A 24713-nucleotide genomic window follows, 5' to 3' on the forward strand; every position below is an offset into this window, starting at 1 on the left:
ACTCACCGGGCCGTCCTGCCACTTCGGACCACTCCTGCGCTGGAGATCACGCGTGCCCAGAACCGACTCCCCCACTCCTCTCATCCCGGCCGACCGCCCACCATCCGCGCACTGCCACACCTGGCGCGTCAGGCTGCCCGACGGGGCCGACGCCGTCCGGATGGCCCGCGTCCTCGACGACGCGGCCCGCGCCTGGTGGGGGGAGGCCGCCGACCGGTCGCCCCGGCTCTGGGCCGAGCGCGTTCCGGCCGCCTGCGACTCCCCGACGGCGCACCGCCGGCTCGACTCCGAGACGCACCGGTCCCTGCGCGTGGAGGGGCCGATGCTGCGCGCCGTGCTGCTGCAGTACGCGGACGGTCCCGCCGACCTCGTCCTCGCCGCGCACCGGGCGAACCTCGACGCCCTGTCGCTGCGGCAGGTGGCCGACGTCCTCACCGGACGCGCTCCGCACGACCGGTTCACCTTCGACGAGGCGGGCCACCCGCCTGTCGCGGACACCGAGACGCTCAAGAGGTGGCGCGAGGCGGACTATTCGGGACGCGTCGAGTGGGCAGCCGGCGACGACGCCGCAGGTGACAGCACCGGCACCGTGACCGTGGCGATACGCGGGTCGGCGGACGCGCGGGCCGCGGTCGCGGTGGCAGCCGGGCTGGTCCTGGGACGGTACGCGAACCAGGAGAACCCGGTCCTCGGCGCGCTGGCCCCTCTCCCCCGGGCGGAAGGGACCCTGGGGGCGTTCGAGACCGGGGTGCTGCTGGCACTGGACCTGTCGGGCATGCGCAGCACGAACGAGCTGGTGGCCGAGGCCGCCCGGATCCTCGACGGCCACGGCGGGCGGTGCGACTCGCGGCATTACGCCGAACTCTGCGCGGAAGCCGGAGGCCGGGTGGTGGCGGGCCTCCTCTACGACGGGCTGACGGCCGAGGGCGGCGCGTACCTTCCGTGCCACACCGCGCCGTTCCCGCTCACGCTCGCGCCCGTCCGCACCGGCGACGGCGGCCTCCGGCTGGAAGTGCGCCATCGGCTCGCCGAGGTGGACGAGGAGTCGGCCAGGCGCTTCGCCCGCCATGTCGCCCGTGCGTACGAGCAACTGGTCGACGCGCACGACGATCTGATCCCCGCCGACGTCGAGCTGCTGGACGAGCCAGAACGGCGGCAGGTCGTCGCCCTCGGCCGCCCCGCGCGGCCACTGGACTGGCGGCCGGAGCGGATCGACGAGGTGTTCGCGGCCCGCGCCGCGGACCGCCCCGACGCCGTCGCGCTCACCTGCGAGGGCCGCTCGCTGACCTACGCGGAGCTGGACGAACGAGCCGGCCGGTACGCCGCCGCGCTGCGCGCGGAGGGGGTGCGCGCGGGTGAGCGGGTCGGCATCTGCCTCGACCGCTCGCTCGACCTCGTGGTCACCATGCTCGCCGTGCTCAAGGCGGACGCCGTCTACGTGCCGATGGACCCGGCCTACCCGGCCGACCGGCTGGCGTTCACGGCGCAGGACGCGGCCCTGCGCGTGGTGGTCGCGCGCGCGGACTTCCCCGGCGGCGAGCACGTCCGGGTCGTCCCACCGGAACGGCTCGCGGCGCACGACGGCTCCGTGAACGACGGGCAGGCGAGCGGGAGCGAGGGCCGGCGCGGGCCCGAGGGGGCCGCGTACGTCATCTACACCTCGGGCTCCACCGGGCGCCCGAAGGGGGTGGTGGTGCCGCACCGCAACGTCGTCGCTCTGCTGTCGGCTACCCGCGACGACTTCGCGCTCGGCCCCGGCGACACCTGGACGCTCTTCCACTCCAGCGCGTTCGACTTCTCCGTCTGGGAGATCTGGGGGCCTCTGCTCACCGGCGCCCGCCTGGTCGTGGTGCCCTACTGGGTCTCCCGGTCGCCGGAGGAGTTCCACCAGCTGCTGGTGCGCGAGCAGGTCACCGTACTCAACCAGACCCCGTCGGCGTTCGCGCAGCTCATGGAGGCCGACCGGCGCCGGGCCGAGCGGCTCGCGGTCCGGCTGGTGGTCTTCGGCGGCGAACCGCTGGACGCCCGCCCGCTGCGGGACTGGCTCGACCGGTACCCCGAGAGCCGGTGCCGCCTGGTCAACATGTTCGGCATCACGGAGACCACGGTCCACGTGACGGCACAGACCGTGACGCGCCGGGAGGCGATGGCCGGGTCCCGGTCGGTGGGGCACGCGCTGCCCGGCTGGCACCTGTACGTCCTGGATGAGCGGGGCCGTCCGCTGCCCTGTGGGGTGCCCGGCGAGATCTACGTCGGCGGGGAGGGGGTCGCCCTGGAGTACCTGGGACGTCCCGAGCTGACCGCGCAGCGCTTCGTGCCGGATCCGTTCACCGGCGGGCGCATGTACCGCAGCGGTGATCGGGGGCGGCTGCTGCCCGATGGCCGGCTGGAGCACCTGGGCCGGCTCGACACGCAGGTCAAGATCCGCGGCTTCCGCATCGAGCTGGACGAGATCCGCAACGTCCTGCTGGACGACCCGTCCGTCACGGCGGCGGCCGTGGTGCTGGGCGGCGACCCGGCGGGCGACGCCGCGGGGGTGCGCATCGACGCGTACGTGGTGCTGGACGGCGTGCTGGACGGGGGCGACACAGCGGCGGTGCGGCTGCGGGCCTCCAAGGTGCTGCCCGAGTACATGCTGCCCACCACGGTCACGGCGCTGGCCGCGCTACCGCTCACCGCGAACGGCAAGCTGGACGTCCGCGAGCTGCCCGCACCCGCCGCCGGGCCGGTGCGTACCCCCGCGAGGGACGTCCCGGCCGCCCAGGCCCCGGGGAGTCCTGGGGGCGGGGAGGAGCACGCGGGACTGGCGGGCCCGGAGGGCCGTGAGGGGCCGGTAGGCCCGGAGGACCGCGGGAACTCCGCGGGTGACCTCGCGGCCGTGCTGGCCGTGGTCTGGGAGTCGGTGCTCGGCGTGCCCGTCGGCCTCGACGACAACTTCTTCGAGCTCGGCGGCAACTCGCTCTACGCGATGCGGATGGCGGCGTCCATGCGTGACCGAGGCCTTCCCGCCCTGCCGATGCGCGAGCTGTATCTCAACCCGACGGTCCGCGGCCTCGCCCAGGTTCTCGACGGAGGGCCCGCCCATGAGTGACCTGCTGGGATGGCTTTCGGACCCCGCGGATCCGGACACGCCCGATGGACACGGCCGGGGGCCGTTCCCCGTCGCCTGCCCGCCGCACGCGGGAGTGCCGGAGGTGCTGGCGGCCTGGGGCGCCCTCCTCTACCACCACACCGGTCAGCGGGATCTCGCCTTCCACGTCGTCCGCGGCGGCAGGCAGGACGTGGTCCGCTTCACGATCGACCCCGCCAGACCGATCGCCGAGGCGGTGACGTCGGCGGCACGAGCGCTCGACGCCGCGCAGCCGCACGAGGGCGGCGTGGAGCTCCTCCCCGTGCTGGTCCACCGGCCGGGCGGGGAAGCACTGCCTTCCGGCCCGCTCGTCCTCGTCCTGGACGAGACCCCGCACCTGCGCCACGACCCCGCCGGCAGCCGCGCGGACATGGTCGCCCGGCACGCGGGCCATCTGGCCGCCGCCCTGGCCGTGGACTTCTCCCAGGTCGCGGTCCGGGACCTGGACCCGCTGTCGCCGTCCGAGCGGGCCGAGCTGCTGGACGGCTGCAACGACACGGCCCGCGACTACCCGAAGGACAGCCGGGTCGAGCAGCTCTTCGCCGAGCACGCCGAGGCGAGGCCCGGCCATCCGGCCGTGGTGCACGGGAGCACCGTCCTCACCTACGCCGAGCTGCACCGCCGCAGCACCCTGCTGGCACAGTCGTTGCGCCGGGACGGGCTGCGCCCGGCGGAGCCGGTCGCGTTGCTGCTGCCGCGCACCCCTGACCTGGTCGTCGCGGCGCTCGCCGTGCTCAAGGCGGGCGGCTTCTACCTGCCGGTGGACCCCGGCTATCCGGCGGACCGGGTCTCCCACCTGGTCGCGGACAGTGGCGCGAAGGTGCTGCTGACCACGGGAGAGTTGATCGACCGGATCGGCGAGGTGGCGGGCGTCCGCGCCGTCGCAGTCGACTCCTACGACTGGGCGGCCGAGGACCCGATGCCCGGCGGCACGCCCCCGATCGCGTCGGCCGAAGAGCTGCCCCCCGGTGACGCGTCGGCGGTCGCGTACCTGATGTACACCTCGGGGACGACCGGCCGGCCCAAGGGCGTCATGGTCCCGCACCGGGGCATCGTCCGGCTGGTACGGGGCGTCGACTACGTCCGCCTGGACTCCACCACCAGGATGGCGCAGATCGGGGCGACCGCGTTCGACGCCTCCGTCTGGGAGATGTGGGGCGCGCTGCTCAGCGGCGGCACCCTGCACCTGCTCGGCCGGGAGACCTTCCTCGACGGCGAGGAGCTGAAGCGGGCCCTGGCCGATCAGGGCATCACCACGGGGCTCTTCACGTCCGCGCTGTTCAGCCAGCTCGCGGACGAGGACCCGACCGTGTTCGGGCCGCTGCGCGACCTGCTCGTCGGAGGTGACGTGCTCTCCGCGAAGCACGCCCGGGCGGTGCTGCGCGCCAACCCGGGGCTGCGGCTCGTGAACGCGTACGGGCCGACCGAGAACGCGGTCATCTCGACCTGCCACCCCGTGACCGAGCCGGTCGGCGCGCGGGTGCCCATCGGCCGGCCGGTGCCCAACACCACCGCGTACGTCCTGAACCAGGACCGCCGGGTGCTCCCTGTTGGCGTTCCCGGCGAGCTGTACGTCGGCGGCGACGGGATGGCGCTCGGCTACCACGGACGCCCGGAGCTGACCGAGCGCGCGTTCGTCCCCCACCCCTTCCGGCCGGGCGACGTGCTCTACCGGACAGGCGACCGGGTCCGCCGGCTGCCCGACGGGTCGCTCGACTTCCTCGGCCGGACGGATCACCAGGTCAAGGTGCGCGGCTTCCGCGTCGAGCCGGGCGAGGTCGAGGCCGCGCTGCTGAACAGCGCCGGGGTGGGTGGCGCGGTGGTCGTGGAACGGCGCGTTCCGGGCTCCGCCGACAGCCATCTGTGCGCGTACGTCTCCGGCGAGGGGCCGCTGGACGTGGAGCGGATCCGCGCGGAGATCTCCTCCGTGCTGCCCCCTCACATGGTCCCCGCGCACCTCGTGGTGCTGCCCGCGCTGCCGCTGACCGTCAACGGCAAGGTGGACCGGGCCGCGCTCCCCACGCCCGACCCCGCCCCCGACCCCACGGCGGCGAGGCCGGGCGGGGCGGCGCGGGACGAGGTGGAGCACGCGCTGGTCGAGCTGTGGGAGGACGTCCTGGGCGTGCGCGGGATCGGCGTCGAGGACCCGCTCGACCAGCTGGGCGGCAGCTCGTTGACCGCGACCCGGGTGGCCGCCCGCGTCCGGCGGCGGTTCGGCGTGGCCTGCCCGGCGTCCGCGGTGCTGGCCGCCCGCACGGTCGCCGCGCTGGCCGAGGTCGTCCGCGCCGCCGGCGGCGCCGGGCCGGACGTGGAGGGGCCGCGTCCCGGCCTCGCCACCGAGCGGACCCCGCTGTCGCCCCAGCAGAAGGGCGTCTACGTCGAGCAGGTCAAGGACCCTTCGGGCACCCAGTACAACCTGCCGATCGTCGTCGACCTCCCGGACCAGGTGGACCCCGGGCGGCTGCGCGCCGCTCTGGCCGCGCTCGTCGACCGGCACGAGATCCTGCGCACCGACGTCGCGCTGGACGGGGACGGGCAGCCGTACCAGCGCGTCCACGAAGGGCTCGGCGTCGTGCTGGACGAGATCGACCTGCCCGGCGGCGCGGACCTCGACGACTGGACCGTGCGGTGGGTCCGCGCCTTCGACCTCCATCGGGCTCCCCTGTGGCGCACGGCCCTGGTACGCCACGGCGCGGGGGCGCGGCTCGTCCTCGACGTCCACCATCTCCTCACTGACGGCTTCTCGCTCGCCCTGCTCATGGCCGAATGGGCGGCGCTGATGCGCGGCGACCGGCTCCCCGAGGTGGAGCTGCGCTACCGGGACTTCGCGCAGTGGGCGAACGGGCCGGAGAAGCGGAAGCTGTCCGAGGCCCACCAGGAGTTCTGGGCCGAGACGTTCGCGCGGCCGGTCACGCCTCTCGATCTGCCCGCCGACCTGCCCCGGCCGCCGGTTCGCCGCACCGAGGGAGCCCACCTGCCCTTCGCCTTCGGCGCCGGGCGCAGCCACGCGGTCAGGGAACTGGCCCGCGCCGAGGGGCTGACGGCCTTCCACGTGCTGCTGGCCGCGTACACCGCCTTCCTCGGACGCGTGAGCGGCAGTGACGACGTGACGGTGGGGACCCCGGTCTCCGGCCGGCATCTGCCAGGCGTGGACCGGGCGCAGGGAATGTTCGTGAACACCCTCTGCCTGCGGGTGCACCCGGACCCCCGGCTGCCGTTCCGCGGGCATCTGCGGGCGGTGGCCCGGCACGCCCTGGCCGCCCAGGACCACCAGGACCACTCGTTCGACGCCCTGGTGGCGCTGCACGGGGAGCGGGACTTCAGCCGCCACCCGCTCTTCGACGCCTTCTTCGCCGTGCAGGACACCGGGCTCCACCAGGTGGACTTCCTCGGCGGCGGCCCCCGCTGGCGGCCGGACGCCACGCGACGCACGATCTTCGACCTCGACCTGCAGATCGACGACGCGCCCGAAGGCTTCGAGGCCCGGTGGGCGTACGCCACGGACCTCCTGCTGCGCCCCACGGTGGAGCTGCTCCGCGACGAGCTGCTGGCCCTGCTGGACGCCGCGCTCGCCGAACCCGACACGCCGCTCGGCGAGCTCGGGCGTCCGCCGTCTCACCAGGACGACCTGCCCGAGCTCGCGTTCGATTTCGACTTCTGACCGACACCTGGAGAGCGCCATGCAATCTATCGAGACCTGGGGCAGGCTCAAGGTCGCGGCCGCGCAGCGCCCCCGCGAGGGAGAGTTCTGGCGGGCCGAGCTGGCGGAGCTGCCCGAGCGCGCCGGTTTCCCGTCCGACGCGACCGGGCCCGGCGACGGGTCGAGCACGGCCGCCGCGCTCGACCTCGACGACGCCCTGACAGGCCGGCTGGAGAAGCTGACCCGGGGGCAGGACACCGCGCTGCGCTCCGTGCTGATCGCGGCGGTCGGCGCGCTGCTCCAGCGCTACACCGGCGCCGGGGAAACCGTGCTGGCCACGCCCGCCATCCCGGTGGCGGGACGGCCGGAGCCGCTGGCGTCCTCGGTGGTGCTGCGGCTGCCGATCACCCGCGACACCACGCTGCGCGGGCTGCTCGGCGAGGTCAAGGACCGGCTGCGCACCGCCCTCGCCCACCAGGACTACCCGATCGAGCTGCTCGCCGAGGAGTTCGGGAACGCGGCACGGGACGGGGACGACCCCTTCGCCGACGTCCTCGTCGACGCGGTGCGCGACGGCGGGGAGCCCGTCGAGCGGCCCGGTTTCCCGCTCGCCTTCGCCTTCGTGAGGAGGCCGGGCGGGCTGGCCCTGGAGCTGCGGCACCGTCCCGGCAGGCACACCGTGGACACCGCGCGCCGGCTCCTCGCCCACTGCGCGCTGCTGCTCGACCAGGCCACCGCCGCACCCGACGCGGCGCTGGCCGCCCTCGACCTGCGTACCGACGCCGACCGCGCGGTGATCGCCGAGGCGAACGCCACGGACGCCGTCTTCGAGGACACGGTGCGGCTCGACGAGCTGTTCAGCCGGCAGGTCGCCGAGACCCCGGACGCGGTGGCCGTGGTGGGTGACGGATTCAGCCTCACGTACACCGAACTGGACGTCCGGGCCAACCGGCTGGCGCACACGCTGCGCGCCCGCGGCGTGGGCCGCGACCACCTCGTGGCCGTGCTGGCGGACCGTTCGCCGGAGATGCTCGTGGCCGTCTACGCCGTGCTGAAGGCGGGCGGCGCGTACCTGCCGATCGACCCGGGGAACCCGCCCGACCGCGTCGCGTACATCCTCCGCGACAGTGCCGCCCGCCTCGTCCTGTGCCAGCCCCGCCATCTCGGGCTCGTGGGCGAGGGCGTGGCCGCGGTGGAGTCGCTGGTGGATCTGACGGACGAGGCCGCGTACGCGCCGAAGACGAGCACGCCGCCCGTCGTGGGCGACGCCCGCGACCTGGCCTACGTCATCTACACCTCGGGTTCGACCGGCGACCCCAAGGGTGTGCAGATCGAGCATCGCTCGGCCGTCAACCGCATCAGGTGGATGCAGAAGGCGTACCCGATCACCGGCGCCGACGTCGTCATGCAGAAGACGCCCACGTCCTTCGACGTCTCGGTGTGGGAGCTCTTCTGGTGGATGTTCGAGGGCGCCTCGGTGTGCCTGCCGGAGCCCGGCGCGGAGCGGGACCCGGAGGCGCTGGCCACCGCCGTCGAGCGGCACGGCGTCACCACGATGCACTTCGTTCCGTCGATGCTCGGCGCGTTCCTGGACTTCGTGTCGGGGGCGGGTGAACAGGCCAGGCTGGGCACCCTGCGGCAGGTGTTCGCCAGTGGCGAGGCGCTGCCGCCGCACCTGGTGCGCCGCTTCTCCGAGGTGGCCGGCGGCGCCCGGCTGGCGAACCTGTACGGGCCCACCGAGGCCGCCGTCGACGTCACCCACTACCTGTGCCAGGGCGGCGAGAGCAGGGTGCCGATCGGCCGGCCGATCGACAACACGCGCGTCCACGTGGTCGACGCGGATCTGCGCCCGCAGCCTGTCGGCGTCCCCGGGGAGCTGTGCATCGCCGGGGTCCAGCTGGCCCGCGGGTATCTGCACCGCCCCGAGCTGACCGCCGAGCGGTTCGTCGCCGCCCCGCACGCGGGTGAGGAGCGCGTCTACCGCACGGGAGATCTGGCCCGCTGGCTGCCCGACGGCACGATCGAGTACCTCGGACGCATCGACCACCAGGTCAAGGTGCGCGGATACCGGATCGAGCCGGGCGAGATCGAGGAGCGGTTGCGGCAGTACCCCGCCGTGCGGGACGCCGTCGTCGTCGCCCGCACGAAGGACGACGGTCAGACCTACCTCTGCGGGTACGCCCTGTCGCCGGAGCCGCTCTCCGAGGACGAGCTGAAGGACCATCTGCGGCGTTCGCTGCCGGAGTACATGGTTCCCGCCCGCGTGGTCGCCCTGGAGTCCTTTCCGCTCACCCCGAACGGCAAGCTCGACCGCCGCGCGCTGCCCGAGCCCGGTCGCGTTGAGGCGGCCGAGTACCTCGCGCCGCGCACGCCGCGCGAGGCGGACCTGGCCCGGATCTGGGCCGAGGTCCTCGACTGCGAGCGCGTGGGGGTGCACGACAACTTCTTCGCGCTCGGCGGCAACTCGATCCACTTCGTCAGCGTGCTGGCCAAGGCCCGCGCCCACGGCCTCGACTTCACCTTCCAGCAGTTCTTCCAGAACCCGACGGTCGCCGAGCTGGCCGCGCTTTCGGACGGAGAGGGGGGCGGCGAGGGTGACACGGGCGGCCCGGCGTCGCGCTCGTTCGAACCGTTCGAGCTGCTGACGCCCGAGGACCGGGCGAAGATCCCCGCAGGCGTGTCTGACGCCTACCCGATGACCCAGCTACAGGCTGGTCTGGTCTTCCAGAGCGAGTTGTCGCACAACACGGTCGAATATCACGACATCATCAGCTACACGATCCAGAGCGCGTTCGACGCCGAGTGCTTCGAACGGGCGGCGCGGGCCCTCGTCGCCGGGCACCCCATCTTCCGGACCAGCTACCACCTCACCGGCTACAGCGAGTACCTGCAGCTCGTCCACGAGGACGCGCCGTCGCCGCTGCACATCGCCGACCTGCGCGGCATGACGGAGGACGAGCAGGACGCCTGGTACCGCGCGTGGGCGGAGCAGGAGAAGGCGCACCGCTTCGTCTGGACCGAACCCGGCCTCGTCCGGCTGCACGTGCACGTGCTGGGCGACGACCTGTTCCGCTACACCCTCAGCCAGCACAACTCCGCGCTCGACGGCTGGAGCATCACCCTGGTGCACACCACGCTGTTCGACGCCTACTACCGGCTCGTCGAGAACAGGCCGCTGCCGGACACGGCCGTCGACAGCGCCCTCGACAGCGCCCTCGACAACGCCGTCGGCAGCGCCCTCGACAACCACGCACGCGACTACGTGGCGCTGGAGCGCCGGTCGCTGGCGACCGAGGAGCACCGCTCCTACTGGGCCGGGCTGCTCGAAGGCAGCGCCTTCACCGAGCTGCCCCGGACGAAGGACTCGGCGGACCCGGACGTCTTCCCCGTGGTGTTCCACGAGGTGGAGTTCCCGCGCGGCCTGTCCGACCGGATCGTGGCGCTGGCCAACGCGCTGTCCGTGCCGGTCAAGAACGTCGCGATGGCCGCGCACGTCAAGGTCCTGTCGCTGATCGCCGGCGAGCGCGACGTCATGACCGGTTACGAGCACAGCGGCCGGCCCGAGGCGGAGAGCGCCACGCGCGCGATCGGCCTGTTCCTCAACACGGTGCCCTTCCGGGTGCGTACGGACGAGGGCTCCTGGGCGGACCTCGTGCGCGAGGTCTACCGCTCGGAGATCGAGCTGCTTCCCGCGCGGCGCTACCCGATGGCGCAGATGAAGCACGACCTGGGAACCCAGCAGGCGCTGTTCGAGACGGCCTTCAACTTCACCCACTTCTACCTGCTCAAGCAGCTGGAGGCGCGCGACGGCTTCTCGTTCCTGGACGTCCGGGCCAACTCGGAGACGGAGTTCGTGCTGCGCGCCGAGTTCTCCCGGCACTTCGTCACCGACGAGGTTCGGCTCAGCCTGCACTACCACGCGCACCTCTTCGAGCCCTGGCAGGTGGCGCGGATGGGTGCGTACTACGTCGCCGCGTTCGAGCAGATGACGGCCGGCCCGGCCGCCCCGCACCACCTCGCCGTGCTGCTCCCCGACGAGGAGACCGCCGCGCTGGCCGCGGCCGAACAGGGCGAGGCCCTTCCGGCGGCCGTTGCCGACCCCGTGGTGAACCTCGTGCCCGACGCTGCCCGGTCGTTCCACGCGCGGGTCGTCGACGAGCACGGCCTGCGGGCCCCCTTCGCCACGCCCGGCCAGGTCGTCCTGGTCGCCGACGGGGACGAGCCGGTGCCCACCGGGCTGTACGGACGCCGCCTGCCCGACGGCCTCCACGTCCTGGGCCGCCTGCCGGAGCGTCCCCGCCTGACGTTCCACCGTGCCGACCACCGTTCCGAGGCGCGTTCCAGCGCCGACCTCGCCGACGAGACGAGTCGCCGTCCCGTCACCGGCGTGCAGCTGCGCATCGCGGAGGCGTGGTCCAGGGTGCTCGACGTACCGCTCGAGAAGATCACCCTCGACGACAACTTCTTCGGGCTCGGCGGCAGCTCGCTCTCCGCCATGCGGGTGATCATGGAGCTGGACGGCCTCGTCTCGCTCACCGACCTGATGCGCAACTCCACGCTGGAGCCGCTGTGCGAGGTGGCCCAGGCCCACCTGGACGAGGGCGCCGAGACGCGGTCAGCCGGCCGGGACCTGCTCCGCCCCCTGTCGCAGGATCCGTCCCGAGCCCGGTGCGCCCTCGTGTGCTTCCCGTACGCGGGTGGCAACGCCATCAACTTCGAGCCGCTGGCCACGACCCTCGACAAGGCCGGCGGCGACATCGCGGTCTACGGCGTCGAGCTGCCAGGACACGACCCAGGCCATCCCGACGAGCCGTTCCTGTCCCTGGAGGACGCGGCCCGGCGGGTGTCGGAGGAGATCCGCCGCGTCGTCGACGGGCCGGTGATGCTCTGGGGCCACTGCGTCGGTTCGGCCCTGGCGGTCGAGACCGCCCGCCTGCTGGAGGCGGAGGGCGTCCGCCCGCTCCAGGTCTTCGTGGCCGCCAAGCTGCTGCACGACGCCGAGACCACCCGCGAGGCCCTGGCCCAGGCGGAGGCGATGTCGGACGACGACGTCGTGCGGTGGCTCGTCGAGGCGACCGGGTTCGCCGGGCTCGACGTGCTCCGGCCCGAGCAGGCGGCCTTCGTCGCCAGGACGTTCCGTCACGACTCCGGCACCGCCAACCGCTACCTGCTGGAGGGGCCCAGGGCGCGGCTCGGCGCCCCCCTGACAGCGGTCTACGCCTCGGACGATCCCCTCACGCCGGACTACGGACAGCGGTACGAGGCGTGGTCGGCGTTCGCCGGCACGCCCCGGCTCGCGGAGCTCGGCGACGGCGACCACTACTTCTGCCGCACGGCGCCGGACAGCGTGGCCGAGCTGGTGGCCGAGCTGGCGAGCGAGCTGGCGAGCGAGCGATGGCAGGAGAGCGCAGCAGATCAAAGGAATGAAGCGCACTGAGATGACCACCACCAACACACCCGAGGCCCTCACCCCTCCCACGCCTCTCCAGCAACTGCTCGCCGGAGCGAAGAGCACGATGCCCTTCCTCGCGACAGCCATCCCCATGGGCATCGCGGGCGGAGTCCTGGGATTGTCCAGCGGGCTCTCCGGCTGGGCGACCCTGGGGCTGGCGATGGCCGTGAACTCCGGAACAGCCCAGTTCGTCGGCTTCGCCCTGATAGCCGACGGCGCGAGCTGGCCCGCCATCATCCTGACCACGCTCATCCTGGCCCTCCGGATGCTGCTGTACTCGACCATCCTGATCCCGTACGTCAAGGAGGTGCCCCAGCGGTGGCGGGTGCTGCTCGGCTTCGGGTTGATCGACGAGGTCTTCTTCGTGGCCATCGAGAAGCTGAAGAAGGGTGAGCTCACCCACAGCAAGCACCTGTTCTTCCTCGGCGCCTCCGGGCTCCTGTACGTCACCTGGATGCTGTCGACGGTGGTCGGCATGTCCCTCGGCTCGGTCGTGGTGTCCGACGTGCAGAAGCTCGGCCTCGACTTCCCGGTGACCGCCATGTTCGTCGCCATGCTCGCGATCGGGCTGGCGAACTGGCGGGTGGCCGCGGCCATCGGCTCCGCGGGCGTGACCGTGATGCTGGCGCAGGGCCTGCCGTACAACCTCGGGGTCGTGCTGGCGGCGATCGTCGGCGCGCTGGTGGGCACCGTGTGCGAGTACGCGACGAAGCCGAAGACCACGACGGCCGGCACGACGACGAGCACGACGACGAGCACGACGACGAGCAAGGAGAACGCGGAATGAGCACGGCCCTCCTGATCCTGGGCATGGGACTGTGCAGCTTCCTGCCGCGCTACCTGCCCCTGGCCGTCTTCGCCGACAGGGAGATGCCCTCGCTGGTGCAGACTCTGCTCCGGTACACGCCGCCTGCCGTGCTGGCCGCACTGGTGTTCCCCGCCGTTCTCGCCCCGTCCGGCCGCGGTGTCGAGCTGACGCTGTCGAACCCGTACCTGATCGGCGGCGTCGTCGCCTTCGTCGCGGGCCTGATCTCCAAGCGGTTCCTCCTCGTCACGGCGATCGGCATCGCGGCCTTCTATTTGAGCCGTGCGCTTCTCGGCTGAGCCGGGCCGCGCCCGCCAGGAGGCATCTTGGCGGGCCAACGTTAGCGCTACGTTAAATCTGCTTGACAGCCTTTTATGAGCACGTTCGCGATCGGTGGCTGAGTTTCGCTTTCGGGAATCGCGAACTCAGCCACCGATAAGCGACCGGAGCGCGGGCGCCGGCGTACGGCGCCACGCGCCGGGCGACGACCTCGCCATTCGTCACGAATATTTTCTGCGGCCCGCCCCGCGGGCCCGCATAACGAGCATTCCCGTAAACCGGCCTGAATGCCGCGAGAAGGCACGGAACTGCGGCGTCGCACGCCTCGCCGTCGCGCGCCGCCGGCCCGGGCGCCGGCCCGCGCCAGGCCCGATTGATCCCCGCCGCAGCGCCAACCGAGCATCCGAAGTGCGGACGCCGCCCCGTCCTGGACGACAAACCCGGCAGGCCCGGCAATCGTTGGAACGAGACAACTTTCCAAAAACGCGGCACCCGCATCTCGAATAGCGGGATGGCGGGCTTAACCCGCACGTCAACTGATCATCGCCCTGACCACATCGTGATCCACAACATGTCAGGAAGGTGAATGGGCGCGAAACTATACGAATCAGTAGCTCTTGCGCGGTGATCTGGCTCTCGTTAGTGTGTGGACCCATCGGGTGCGGGCTCGCATTAAGAGACGGCCATCTTTCGCGTTCAGCCTGTACCACGGGCGAATCATCGAGAAAGGGCTGACTGGCTCCCTATGTCGACCGTCACCGTTAAAAAAGAATCACGTTCGTTGAACGTGACAATGCGCGTTCTCAATGGCATAGAACGCGCCGGCAACAAACTGCCGCATCCATTCTGGTTGTTCATCATCCTGAGCGTCGCGCTCATGGTGCTGAGCTGGATCTTGGCCTCGGCGGGGGTGTCGGCCGTGAACCCGGCCGACGGCAAGCCCGTCGTCGCGAAGAACCTGCTGTCTGCCGAGGGCGTCACGTTGATGCTCGGCAAGGCCATCGAGAGCTTCACCACCTTCCCCCCGCTGGGCACGGTGCTGGTGGTCATGCTCGGCGTCGCAGTGGCCGACCGCGCGGGGCTGCTTTCCGCGGTGCTCCGGCGGGGTGTCTCCCGCGTGCCGGCCCGGTGGGTGACCTTCGTCCTCGCCTTCACCGGCATGGTCTCGCACGTGGCCGCCGACTCGGCCTACATCGTGCTGATCCCGCTCGGCGGTCTGGCCTTCTACGCGGTCGGCCGCAGCCCGATCGTCGGCGTCGTGGTCGCCTTCGTCTCGGTCGCGGCCGGCTTCGACGCCAGCCCCGTGGTCACCCCGCTGGATGTCATCCTCGGAGGCATCACCACCGAGGCGGCGCACACGATCGACCCCACTTACACCGTCACCCCGCTGGCGAACTACTTCTTCTCCGTGGGCTCCTCGGTCGTGCTGGCCGCCGTCATCACCCTGGTGACGGAGACGGTCCTGACCAAGCGCGCCAAGAGCATGCCGATCGACGAGGACGCCGAGGTCGGCGACCTGGGCGAGCTGACGCTGTCGGCGCAGGAGCGGCGCGGGCTGCGCTGGTCCGGCGTCACGCTGCTGGTGATCGCCGCGCTGATCGCGCTGGCCATCATCCCGTCGGACTCCCCGCTGCGCGGCGAGGGCGGCAGCCTGGTCACCGGCCCGCTGCTGGGCGCGATCTCCGTCATGCTCGGGCTGGCCTTCTGCATCGTCGGCATCGTCTACGGCCGCATCGTCGGCACCATCAAGTCCAGCAGCGACGTGCCCGAGTTCATGGCGCACGGCATGCGCGAGATGGCGCCGGTCATCGTGCTGTTCTTCGCCATCTCCCAGTTCCTGGCCTACTTCAAGTGGACCGGCATCGGCACGATCGTCGCCATCCAGGGCGCGGCCGTGCTGAAGTCCGCGGGTGTCAGCGGCCCGGTGGTCTTCCTGGGCATCCTGGTCATCGTCACCCTGATCAACCTCCTGATCACCAGTGGATCCGCCCAGTGGGCGCTGGTCGGCCCGGTGTTCGTGCCGATGCTGATGCTGCTGAAGATCTCCCCGGAGGCCACCCAGGCGCTGTACCGCATCGCCGACTCCTGCACCAACGCCATCACCCCGATGAGCCCCTACTTCGTGCTGGTGCTCGGCTTCATCCAGCGGTACCGCAAGTCGGCGGGCATCGGCACGCTGATGTCGCTCACCCTGCCCCTGTCGATGGCCATGCTCGTGGTCTGGACCCTGTTCTTCCTCGCGTGGTGGGCGCTGGGCATCCCGCTGGGCCCCGGCGCCCCCGTCCGATAACCGATCGAAAACCCTGTTTGGAAAGGATCTCTTAGTGACACCGGCTCCCGTGTGGACCCGCCAGGCGTATCCGGCCATGCTCGACGACCTGCGCAGACTGGTCGAGCTGGAAAGCCCGAGCAACGACAGACAACTCCTGCATCGGGCGTTAGACGCGATCAACGACTGGGCCGTCGACCGCATCGGGCAGCCGGACGAGTTCACCCGTCACGACGGCGGAGAGCACGGCGACGTGCTGGAGATGACCTACCACGGCACCGCCCCCGGCTTCGTCCTGCTGGTCGGCCACTACGACACCGTGTGGCCGGTCGGCACCCTCGCCGACTGGCCGTGGCAGGTCATCGACGGCATCGCCAGCGCACCCGGCGTCTTCGACATGAAGACCGGCCTCGTCCAGGCCGTTTGGGCGGTGCGCGGGCTGCGCGAGCTCGGGCTGCCGCACCCCTCGGTCCGCCTGCTGTTCAACGGCGACGAGGAGATCGGCAGCCCGGCCTCCCGCTCCCGCATCGAGGCCGCCAGCGACGGCGCGCTGGCCAGCCTGGTCTTCGAGGGCGCCATCGACGGCGCCGTCAAGACCTCCCGCAAGGGCGTCGGCATCTTCCACGTGGCCACCACCGGTGTGGAGGCGCACGCCGGGCTCGACCCCACGGCCGGGGCCAGCGCCGTCCACGCGATGGCCGCACTGATCACCCAGATCGCCGCCCTGGGCGCGCCTCAGCGCGGCACCACCGTCAACGTCGGCCTGGTCAACGGCGGCACCGGCACCAACGTCACCGCCGGACGGGCCACCTGCGGCATCGACGTCCGCGTCTCCGACCCGGCCGAGATGGACCGCATCGACGCCGCCCTGACCTCGCTGCGCTCGCCGGACCCACGCGTCTCCGTCGAGCTCACCGGCGAGTGGAACCGGCCTCCCATGACCCCCAACCCTGCCTCCGAGGACCTGTACGCGAGGGCGTACAAGGTCGCCATCGAGCACGGGTGGGAGTTGCGCGAGGCAGGCGTCGGCGGAGCCAGTGACGCCAACTTCATCTCCGCCCTCGGCCGCCCCGTCCTCGACGGGCTCGGCCCCGTCGGAGCGGGCTCACACTCCCGGTCCGAGCACGCCATCATCGACTACATCCCCGAGCGCACCGCACTCACCATCGGCCTCATCTCCAGCTTCGCCCACTGAGGCCGAACGCCCCGACGGCACCTCACGCACCCGAGCGTGAGGTGCCGTCTCCGCTTTCCGCAGTCGCAGGGTCGTGACGTGCCCTTCAGGTGCCCCGATCATGCACGCCAGGTCAGAGTGGATGAAGGGGGACGAGTCGGCCTGTAGGCCGGGTTCTGTCCTTCGTTACGAAGGGGCGACCATCCATCTAGGACCGCCGTTGCCGGCGGCCTCAAGCGGTCTACCCGCGCGGCTCGGGCGGGCAGCCCTCGAACGTCGCGCGCGGGACGCTCCGGAGAGCGTCCCTTCTTGACCTTGCTCCGGGTGGGGTTTACCGAGCCGCCCACGTCACCGTGGGCGCTGGTGGTCTCTTACACCACCGTTTCACCCTTACCTCCCCATGGGGAGGCGGTCTGCTTTCTGTGGCACTTTCCCGCGGGTCACCCCGGGTCGGTGTTGCCGACCACCCTGCCCTGTGGAGCCCGGACCTTCCTCGGCGGGCCCGTGAAGGGCCCGACGCGGTCGCCCGGCCGACTCGTCTGGTGTGACATTACCAAACTCCGGACCATCGGCGCGGAGACCGACGAGTGGCCGGGGCGCGGTCAGCGCAGGTGCGCGGTGTCGTTGATGGACTTCACCACGGACCGGCCGTCGGCGTAGTGCTCGACCAGCGAGAGGCAGGCCACGTCGAGGTGCATGCGGTACAGCGCCTCCGGTGGGGCCATCAGGGCGAGCCGTAGCAGCGTCTTGATGGGGGTCACGTGCGACACCACCAGGACGGTGCGGCCCTCGTAGCGTTCCAGCAGGCGGTCGGCGGCTCGCTGGACGCGGCGGGCGACGTCCGCGAAGCTTTCGCCGCCCGGCGGGGCCGTGCCGGGGTCGGCCAGCCAGCGGGTCAGTTCCTCCGGCCACTGGCGCTGGACCTCGGTGAACGTGTGGCCTTCCCAGTCGCCGAAGTCGGTCTCTCTGAGGTCCTCGTCGGTCTCGATGTCGAGCCCGGTGCGCTGCGCGACCGCCTCGGCGGTCTGCCTGGCCCGCTTGAGCGGCGAGGTGACGATCGCGTCGAGCCGGTACGGGTCGCGCGAGAGCCTGCCGGCGGCGGCGGCCGCCTGCGCCAGGCCGTTGGCCGTCAGCTCGGCGTCGCCGAGGCCGGAGAACCTGCGCTCCACCGACAGCGGCGTCTCGCCGTGCCTGAGCAGCAGCAGCGAGGTCGCCACCCTGGTCGGCGGCCCCCACCCGGTGCCCTGACCGGGCTGCTGGGCGGTCGCCACCGACGCCGTGGGAGCCGACACGTCGAGGAGGTCAGTCTGTTCAGCTGAGGGAGCGGCTGCGGAGCGAGCGGGCGCGGACGGCTCCTGGACGCCGCCCGCCTTCCAGGCCAGCCCCTTGGCCGCCGCGTCCATGGCCTCGTTGGCCAGCCGGTCGGCGTGCTGGTTGGTGGCGCGCGGGATCCACGTCCACTCCGTCACCCGCAGCCGCCTGGCCAGCTTGGACGCCTCCAGCGCCAGCGGCCGCAGCCCCTCGTTCTTGATCTTCCAGCGCCCGGCCATCTGCTCGACGACCAGCTTGGAGTCCATCCGCACCGCGACGGCGGCCCCGTCGCCCGCCAGGTCGAGCACCGACCGCAGGCCGGCGATGAGCCCCCGGTACTCGGCGACGTTGTTGGTGGCGACACCGATGGCCTCGGCCACCTCCGCCAGGACCTGGCCGTCGGAGGCGTCCTTGACGACGGCGCCGTAACCGGCGGGCCCGGGGTTGCCCCGGGAGCCTCCGTCGGCCTCGATGAGGTAGGAGGTCACAGGCCCGACTCTGGGGTGCGGACGAGGATCCGGCGGCACTCGTCGCAGCGCAGCACCTCGTCGTGCGGCGCGGCCTTGATGCGGTTCATCTCGGCGATCGACAGGGCCACCTTGCAGCCCTGGCAGCGCCCGCCCCACAGCATGGCGGCGCCCACGCCGTACTGGGCCCTGAGCTTGTCGTAGAGCGCGAGCAGGTCGGCGGGGACGTCGCCGACGACGGCGGAGCGGCGGCCCTGCGTCTCGCCGGCCTCCTTGTCGATCTCGACGAGCGCGGCGTCGCGGCGGTCCTCGGCCGCGGAGCGGGCGGCACCAACCTCGTCGCGCTGCCTGCGCAGGTCGCCGACCTTGGTGTCGGCGGCCTCGCGGCGCTCCATGATCTCCAGCACGATCTCTTCCAGGTCGCCCTGGCGCTTCTGCAGCGAGTTGATCTCCGACTGGAGGCTGGACAGGTCGCGGGCCGAGGTGACGGCGCCGGAGTCGAGGCGCTTCTGGTCGCGGTCGGCGCGGGTGCGGACGGCGTCGACGTCGCTCTCGGCCTTGGTCTGCTCGCGGGCCAGGTCGCCCGCCTCGGTCTCGGACTCGATCACGTTCGTGGCGAGCTTGGCGTACCGCTTCGACAGCTCGTCGATCTCGGCCAGCTCGGGCAGGGTGCGGCGGCGGTGGGCCAGCCGGTCGACCACCGAGTCGAGCTCTGCCAGGTCGAGCAGTCGCTTCTGGGCCTCAGGGGCTGCTTTCATGATCAATATCCTCTTGTCCAAGCATCGGTGACCGTGGCGGAGACACGCGTTTCAACGGTAACGCCACTCGAGCTTAGGACGGACGCGGCGCTGTCGAGCCAGGGCCATTCCGTGGCCCAGTGCGCGGCGTCGATCAGCGCGGGCCCGCCCTCCTCGACGAACTCGCTGGAGGGGTGGTGCCGCAGGTCGGCGGTGAGGAAGACGTCGACGCCCGCCGCCCGCGCCGTACCGAGGAGCGAGTCGCCCGCGCCGCCGCTGACCGCCACGCGCGACACGGGTCGTGCCAGGTCGCCCGCGACCCGGATCCCCCACGAGGTACGCGGCAGCCCGGCGGCGGCCTGCGCGGCGAACTCGCCCAGCGTCGTCCTCGACGGGAGGTCGCCGATGCGGCCGAGGCCGCGCCAGGGGTCGTCGGGGAACGGCTGGAGCGGCACCAGGTCTCCGGTCAGGCCGACGGCGCGGGCCAGCGCGTCGGAGACGCCGGGGTTGGCCACGTCGGCGTTGGTGTGGGCGGTGTAGAGGGCGACGTCGTGCTTGATCAGCGTGTGGACGAGCCGGCCCTTGGGGGTGTTCGCGGCGACGGACGTGGTGCCGCGCAGGTAGAGCGGGTGGTGGACGACGATGAGGTCGGCGCCCCAGTCGAGCGCCTCCTGGGCGACGGCCGCCACCGGGTCGACCGCGAACAGCACCCGCCGCACCGGCTGGGCGGGATCTCCGCAGACCAGCCCCACAGAATCCCAGGACTCGGCCCGGGCGGGCGGGTAGGCCGCCTCGAGCTTCTCGATCACGTCCGTCAGCGTCACTGCAGCCACCTGGGCAGACTATCGGCCTTGCGGGGTAGGCGGAGATCGCGCGGAAGGGTGTCGCCGAGGGCGGCTCCGGCGTACCGTAAGTGGATCCTGACATGCGGAGGGACGGCATGGCGCCTAGGGTCGCGATCATCGGAGCGGGGTTCGGCGGGCTGTGCATGGCGATCCAGCTCGAACGGGCCGGGATCCGCTCGTACACGGTCTTCGAGAAGGCCGGCGACCTCGGCGGCACCTGGCGCGACAACAGCTACCCGGGCGCGGGGTGCGACATCCCCTCGCATCTCTACTCGTACTCCTTCGAGAAGTACGCGAGCTGGACGCGCCGCTACCCCGGCCAACCCGAAATCCTCGGCTATCTGGAGCATTGCGCCGATAAATACGACGTCAGGCGGAAAATCAGGTTCGGCACCGAGGTCACCCGCGCCACCTTCGACGGCTCCCGCTGGCATGTCACCACGGGGAGCGACGCACCGGAGGAAGAGGCGGGCAGCGTGGCTGACAGGGCCGAGGTCTTCGATGTGGTCGTGATGAGCGTGGGCCAGCTCAACCGCCCCCGCCTGCCCGACATCCCGGGAATGACGGACTTCGCCGGCGTCTCCTTCCACTCCGCCAGGTGGAACCACGACCACGACCTCACCGGCAGGCGCGTGGCCGTGATCGGCAACGGCTCGTCCGCCGCCCAGTTCATCCCCGAGGTCGCGCAACAGGCCGGTCACCTGACCGTCTTCCAGCGCACCCCGAACTGGGTCATCCCGAAGCCGGACGCCACCTTCGGCCCCCTGGCCAGGCTGGCCTTCCGCTTCGTCCCCGGCCTCCAGCGCGCCTACCGCGAGTGGATCTACCGCTACGCCGAGGGCACCCTCTACCCCGCGCTCGCCCAGGGCTGGAGCGCCGGCCTGCTCAGAAAGCGCGCCCTGGCCCACCTGGACGCCCAGGTCCCCGACCCCGAGCTGCGCGCCAGGCTCACCCCCGACTACCCGCCGGGCTGCAAGCGGGTGGTCATCGACAGCGCCTTCTACCCCGCGCTGACCAGGCAGAACGTCGAGGTGGTCACCGACGGGATCGCCGAGATCACCCCGAAGGGCGTGCGGACCGCCGAGGGCCTGCACGAGGTGGACACGATCATCTACGCCACCGGCTTCCTGAGCACCGAGTTCCTCTCCCCGATCGAGGTCGAGGGCCGCGACGGCCGCTCCCTGGCGGAGCAGTGGTCGGGCGGGGCCGAGGCGTACCTGGGCATCTCGGTGCCGAACTTCCCGAACCTCTTCCTGCTCTACGGCCCCAACACCAACCTGGGGCACAACTCGATCGTCTTCATGCTCGAGTGCCAGGTCAGGCACGTCATGTCCTGCCTGCCGTACCTGGCGAGGGGCCCGCTGGAGGTGCGTCCGGAGGCGATGGCGGCGTGGAGCAGGCAGCTGGACGCGGCGATGTCCCGCATGGTGTGGGGTGACGGCTGCCAGAGCTGGTACAAGACGGCGGCGGGCCGCGTCACCAACAACTGGCCGGGCCCGACCACGCTGTACAGGAGGCTGACCGCGAGGCCGCCCCGCCCCGCCTATAGACGTGTGTGAAGGACTGAATTTCCCAGCAAAGCTTGTGCGGGCCACCATTGGAACGGGCCAGGGACGCGGAGTAGCGTCCGAGTCATGACGATTCCCCTCCACCAGCGTGCTGTCGTGGCCGACACCCACAACGACCTGCTGATGGCGGTCTCCGCCCGGCCGCCGGAGCAGTGGGCCGCCTTCTTCCGCGAACGGTGGCTGCCGCAGCTCCTCACCGGAGGGGTGAACCTCCAGGTGCTCCCGGTCTTCATCGACGACCAGTACCGCCCGGAGGGCGCGCTCAGGCAGACCCTGCGCATGATCGAGTGCGCGCACGTCCTGGCTGAGGGGAACCCCGACGACGTCCGGATCTGCCTCGACGCCGCCGCCATCGACCAGGCCCTGGACGAGGGCAGGATCGCGCTGGTCATCGCGTTGGAGAGCATGCCGGGGCTCGACGCGAGCGTGGAGCTGATCTCGACCGTGCACCGGCTGGGCGTGCGGATCGCGTCGATCGCGCACTGGGGCCGCACCCCGCTGGCCGACGGCAGCGGCGAGGACGTCACCGGCAGCGGCCTGACCTCGCACGGCGTCGCCGCCCTGGCCGAGATGGAGCGGCTCGGCATCGTCTTCGACATCTCCCACCTGGGCGCGTCCGGCGTGGCGCACGTCCTGGAGCTGGCGTCCAAGCCGGTCATGGCCACCCACTCCGCGGCTCGCGCGCTGCGCGACCACCATCGCAACCTCACCGACGACCAGCTCCGCGCGGTCGCGGCGACGGGCGGCGTGGTGTGCGTGAACTTCTTCGCGCCCTTCCTCACCGACCGCGCCGACGTCTCGCTCGACAACCTGCTCGACCACATCGAGCACGTCGCCGACGTCGCCGGCATCGACCACGTCGGGCTCGGCCCCGACTTCGTCCGCGAGGTCATGGCGGATCTCACGCCGCCCTGCTGCGAGGGCGTGAACAGCAGGGGCGTCGATCCGATGTCCGCGATCCCTGGGCTGGAGGGGCCGTCCGGGCTGCCCATGGTCACCGAGGGCCTGCTCGCCCGCGGCCTCCCCGAGAAGGACGTCATGAAGATCATCGGCGGTAATGTGCACCGGTTCCTGGGGGAGCGGCTGGCGTGATCGAGGACCTTGAGGAGCTGGTGCTCTGCGAGTCGTACTCGCGCGACCTGGAGGCCGTCGCCCGCAGCGCCGAGGTGGTCGCCGCGATGGGCGCCCGATACCTGGGCGCGCGGCCGGAGTTCCTGGTCACCGAGGGGGTCACGCACCTGCGCTGGACGTTCGGCACGCCGCGCGTGCTGCTGCTGGGCCACCACGACACCGTCTGGCCGATGGGCACGCTGCGTACCCATCCGTGGTCGCTGACCGACGGGGTGGCCCGCGGCCCCGGCGTGTTCGACATGAAGGCCGGGCTGGTGCAGACGTTCCACGCGCTGGCCGGGCTGAGCTCGCTCGACGGCGTCAGCGTGCTGGTCACGGGCGACGAGGAGCGCGGCTCGCCGACCTCGTCCGGGATGGTCCAGGACGCGGCGCGCGGGCTGGCGGCGGCGTTCGTGATGGAGGCCAGCGCCGACGGCGGCGCGCTCAAGACGGTGCGCAAGGGGACGTCCCTCTACACCGTGCGCGTGCACGGCAGGGCGGCGCACGCGGGCCTGGAGCCGGAGAAGGGCGTGAACGCGGGCGTGGAGCTGGCGCACCACCTCCTGGCCGTGGCCGCCATGGGCGCCGGCGACACCACCGTCACCCCGACGGTCGTGACGGGCGGCACGACGCTGAACACCGTCCCCGCCCAGGCCACGCTCGGGGTGGACGTGCGGGCGGCGACGGTGGCGGAGCAGCGGCGCGTCGACGCGGAGCTCCATGCGCTGCGTCCGGTGCTGCCCGGCGCGCGGCTGGAGGTGCTGGGCGGGCCGAACCGGCCGCCGCTGGAGGCCGGGATGTCGGCCGAGCTGTACACGCTGGCGCAGGAGCTGGCGGCGGGGCTCGGCCTGGAGCCGCTGACGTCCGCCTCCGTGGGGGGCGCGTCCGATGGGAACTTCGCGGCGGGGGCGGGGTGCCCGACGCTTGACGGGCTGGGCGCGGTGGGCGGCGGCGCGCACGCCGACGACGAGCACGTGGTCGTCGCCGAGATGCCGGGTCGCACGGCGCTGCTGCGCGCGCTGGTCGAGTCGGTTCGCGGGAGGAACGTGGCATGACGGGCAGCGACGCCGCCACGGCCGCGGCGACGAAGGCCGGGGTGGAGGTCCGCGAGCTGCACGAGATCGCCGAGTTCACGGACGTCCACCGGCTCTTCGACGACATCTGGCACCCCGACCCGCGCAACGTGCCGATCTCGGTCGAGCTGATGATCGGGTTCGCGCACGCGGGCGGCTACGTCGCGGGGGCGTACGAGGGGGGCAGGCTCGTCGGCGCGTCCGTCGGCTTCCGGGCGGCGGGGGCCGCGCTGCACTCCCACGTGACCGGCGCGGCGATCGGCCGCGGCATCGGGTACGCGCTCAAGCTGCACCAGCGGGCCTGGTGCCTGGAGCGGGGCCTGACGCGGATCACCTGGACCTTCGACCCGCTGGTGCGCAGGAACGCCCGGTTCAACCTGGTCAAGCTGGGCGCCAGGCCCGAGGAGTACCTGGAGAACTTCTACGGGGTGATGGCCGACGCGATCAACGAGGGCGACGAGTCCGACCGGCTGCTCACCGTCTGGCGGCTCACCGAGCCGCCGGAGGAGGGCGGCGGCCCGCCGTACCAGGTGGGCGTGCGCGCCGAGGGCGAGCTGCCGGTGGTCGGGCGCTGGGACGGCAGGACGGTGCTGGTCGGCACGCCGGGCGACGTCGAGACGCTCCGGCGGCGGGACCCGGGCGCGGCCAAGGCGTGGCGGCAGGCGGTGCGGGAGGTGCTGGGCGGCCTGATGCGCGAGGGCGCCCGCGTCACCGGCTTCACCGGCCAGGGCGAGTACCGCGTGACCAGAGCCTGACGGGCCCTCCAGACGCCCTCCCCCGGCACTCCGGCACCACCGGGCTCACCCTTCACCGGAGCGAGCCCGAACGGAGGGGTTGACCTCAACCGAACTTG

At 72.1% G+C, this 24713-nt stretch carries 14 protein-coding genes and 1 other RNA gene; 11 read left to right on the forward strand and 4 right to left on the reverse strand.

The window, feature by feature from the left end; genetic code table 11:
* Positions 1 to 52 precede the first annotated feature (52 nt).
* From ABZ297_RS21110 to ABZ297_RS21140, 7 genes are all read left to right on the forward strand, one after another.
* On the forward strand, positions 53 to 3091 hold the full coding sequence (locus tag ABZ297_RS21110) for an amino acid adenylation domain-containing protein (protein ID WP_355348549.1): 3039 nt from the start codon (positions 53 to 55) through the stop codon (positions 3089 to 3091).
* On the forward strand, positions 3084 to 6791 hold the full coding sequence (locus tag ABZ297_RS21115) for an amino acid adenylation domain-containing protein (protein ID WP_355348552.1): 3708 nt from the start codon (positions 3084 to 3086) through the stop codon (positions 6789 to 6791). Before ABZ297_RS21110 ends, ABZ297_RS21115 begins: the two co-directional genes overlap by 8 nt.
* 19 nt (positions 6792 to 6810) lie before the next feature.
* Complete coding sequence (locus tag ABZ297_RS21120; RefSeq protein WP_355348555.1) at positions 6811 to 12207, forward strand: amino acid adenylation domain-containing protein; 5397 nt, start codon at positions 6811 to 6813, stop codon at positions 12205 to 12207.
* A 1-nt stretch (position 12208) separates the two neighbouring features.
* On the forward strand, positions 12209 to 13009 hold the full coding sequence (locus tag ABZ297_RS21125; protein ID WP_355348558.1) for an AzlC family ABC transporter permease: 801 nt from the start codon (positions 12209 to 12211) through the stop codon (positions 13007 to 13009).
* Complete coding sequence (locus tag ABZ297_RS21130) at positions 13006 to 13326, forward strand: AzlD domain-containing protein (RefSeq protein WP_355348561.1); 321 nt, start codon at positions 13006 to 13008, stop codon at positions 13324 to 13326. Before ABZ297_RS21125 ends, ABZ297_RS21130 begins: the two co-directional genes overlap by 4 nt.
* A 773-nt stretch (positions 13327 to 14099) precedes the next feature.
* Positions 14100 to 15596: an AbgT family transporter gene (locus ABZ297_RS21135; protein WP_355348564.1), complete on the forward strand. Its 1497-nt coding sequence runs from the start codon at positions 14100 to 14102 to the stop codon at positions 15594 to 15596.
* A 34-nt stretch (positions 15597 to 15630) separates the two neighbouring features.
* A complete protein-coding gene (locus ABZ297_RS21140; RefSeq protein WP_355348567.1) occupies positions 15631 to 16770 on the forward strand; it encodes a M20 family metallopeptidase in 1140 nt (379 codons plus the stop codon).
* A gap of 128 nt (positions 16771 to 16898) precedes the next feature.
* Here ABZ297_RS21140 and rnpB read toward each other — a convergent pair.
* The 4 genes from rnpB to ABZ297_RS21160 form a co-directional block, all read right to left on the reverse strand.
* Positions 16899 to 17287: RNase P RNA component class A (rnpB, locus tag ABZ297_RS21145), an RNA gene on the reverse strand.
* Positions 17288 to 17351: 64 nt separating this feature from the next.
* Entirely contained in the window at positions 17352 to 18548 is a 1197-nt protein-coding gene (locus ABZ297_RS21150) for a bifunctional RNase H/acid phosphatase (RefSeq protein ID WP_355348570.1), read from the reverse strand.
* On the reverse strand, positions 18545 to 19285 hold the full coding sequence (locus tag ABZ297_RS21155; RefSeq protein ID WP_355348573.1) for a C4-type zinc ribbon domain-containing protein: 741 nt from the start codon (positions 19283 to 19285) through the stop codon (positions 18545 to 18547). Before ABZ297_RS21155 ends, ABZ297_RS21150 begins: the two co-directional genes overlap by 4 nt.
* Positions 19286 to 19287: 2 nt before the next feature.
* Positions 19288 to 20088: a Nif3-like dinuclear metal center hexameric protein gene (locus ABZ297_RS21160; protein ID WP_355348633.1), complete on the reverse strand. Its 801-nt coding sequence runs from the start codon at positions 20086 to 20088 to the stop codon at positions 19288 to 19290.
* A 116-nt stretch (positions 20089 to 20204) separates the two neighbouring features.
* On the opposite strand from ABZ297_RS21160, the gene ABZ297_RS21165 reads away from it, so the two are divergent.
* From ABZ297_RS21165 to ABZ297_RS21180, 4 genes are all read left to right on the forward strand, one after another.
* A complete protein-coding gene (locus tag ABZ297_RS21165) occupies positions 20205 to 21668 on the forward strand; it encodes an NAD(P)/FAD-dependent oxidoreductase (protein WP_355348577.1) in 1464 nt (487 codons plus the stop codon).
* Between the two features lie 75 nt (positions 21669 to 21743).
* On the forward strand, positions 21744 to 22769 hold the full coding sequence (locus tag ABZ297_RS21170) for a membrane dipeptidase (protein WP_355348580.1): 1026 nt from the start codon (positions 21744 to 21746) through the stop codon (positions 22767 to 22769).
* Positions 22766 to 23842 carry a M20/M25/M40 family metallo-hydrolase gene (locus tag ABZ297_RS21175; protein WP_355348583.1) on the forward strand — a complete coding sequence of 359 codons (1077 nt, stop codon included), beginning with the start codon at positions 22766 to 22768 and terminating at the stop codon, positions 23840 to 23842. Before ABZ297_RS21170 ends, ABZ297_RS21175 begins: the two co-directional genes overlap by 4 nt.
* Positions 23839 to 24615, forward strand: a complete 777-nt coding sequence (locus ABZ297_RS21180) for a GNAT family N-acetyltransferase (RefSeq protein WP_355348586.1) — start codon at positions 23839 to 23841, stop codon at positions 24613 to 24615. The genes ABZ297_RS21175 and ABZ297_RS21180 overlap by 4 nt, the downstream gene beginning before the upstream one ends.
* Positions 24616 to 24713: the final 98 nt, after the last annotated feature.

The sequence above is a fragment of the Nonomuraea sp. NPDC005983 genome (assembly GCF_040614375.1).
GTDB lineage: Bacteria > Actinomycetota > Actinomycetes > Streptosporangiales > Streptosporangiaceae > Nonomuraea.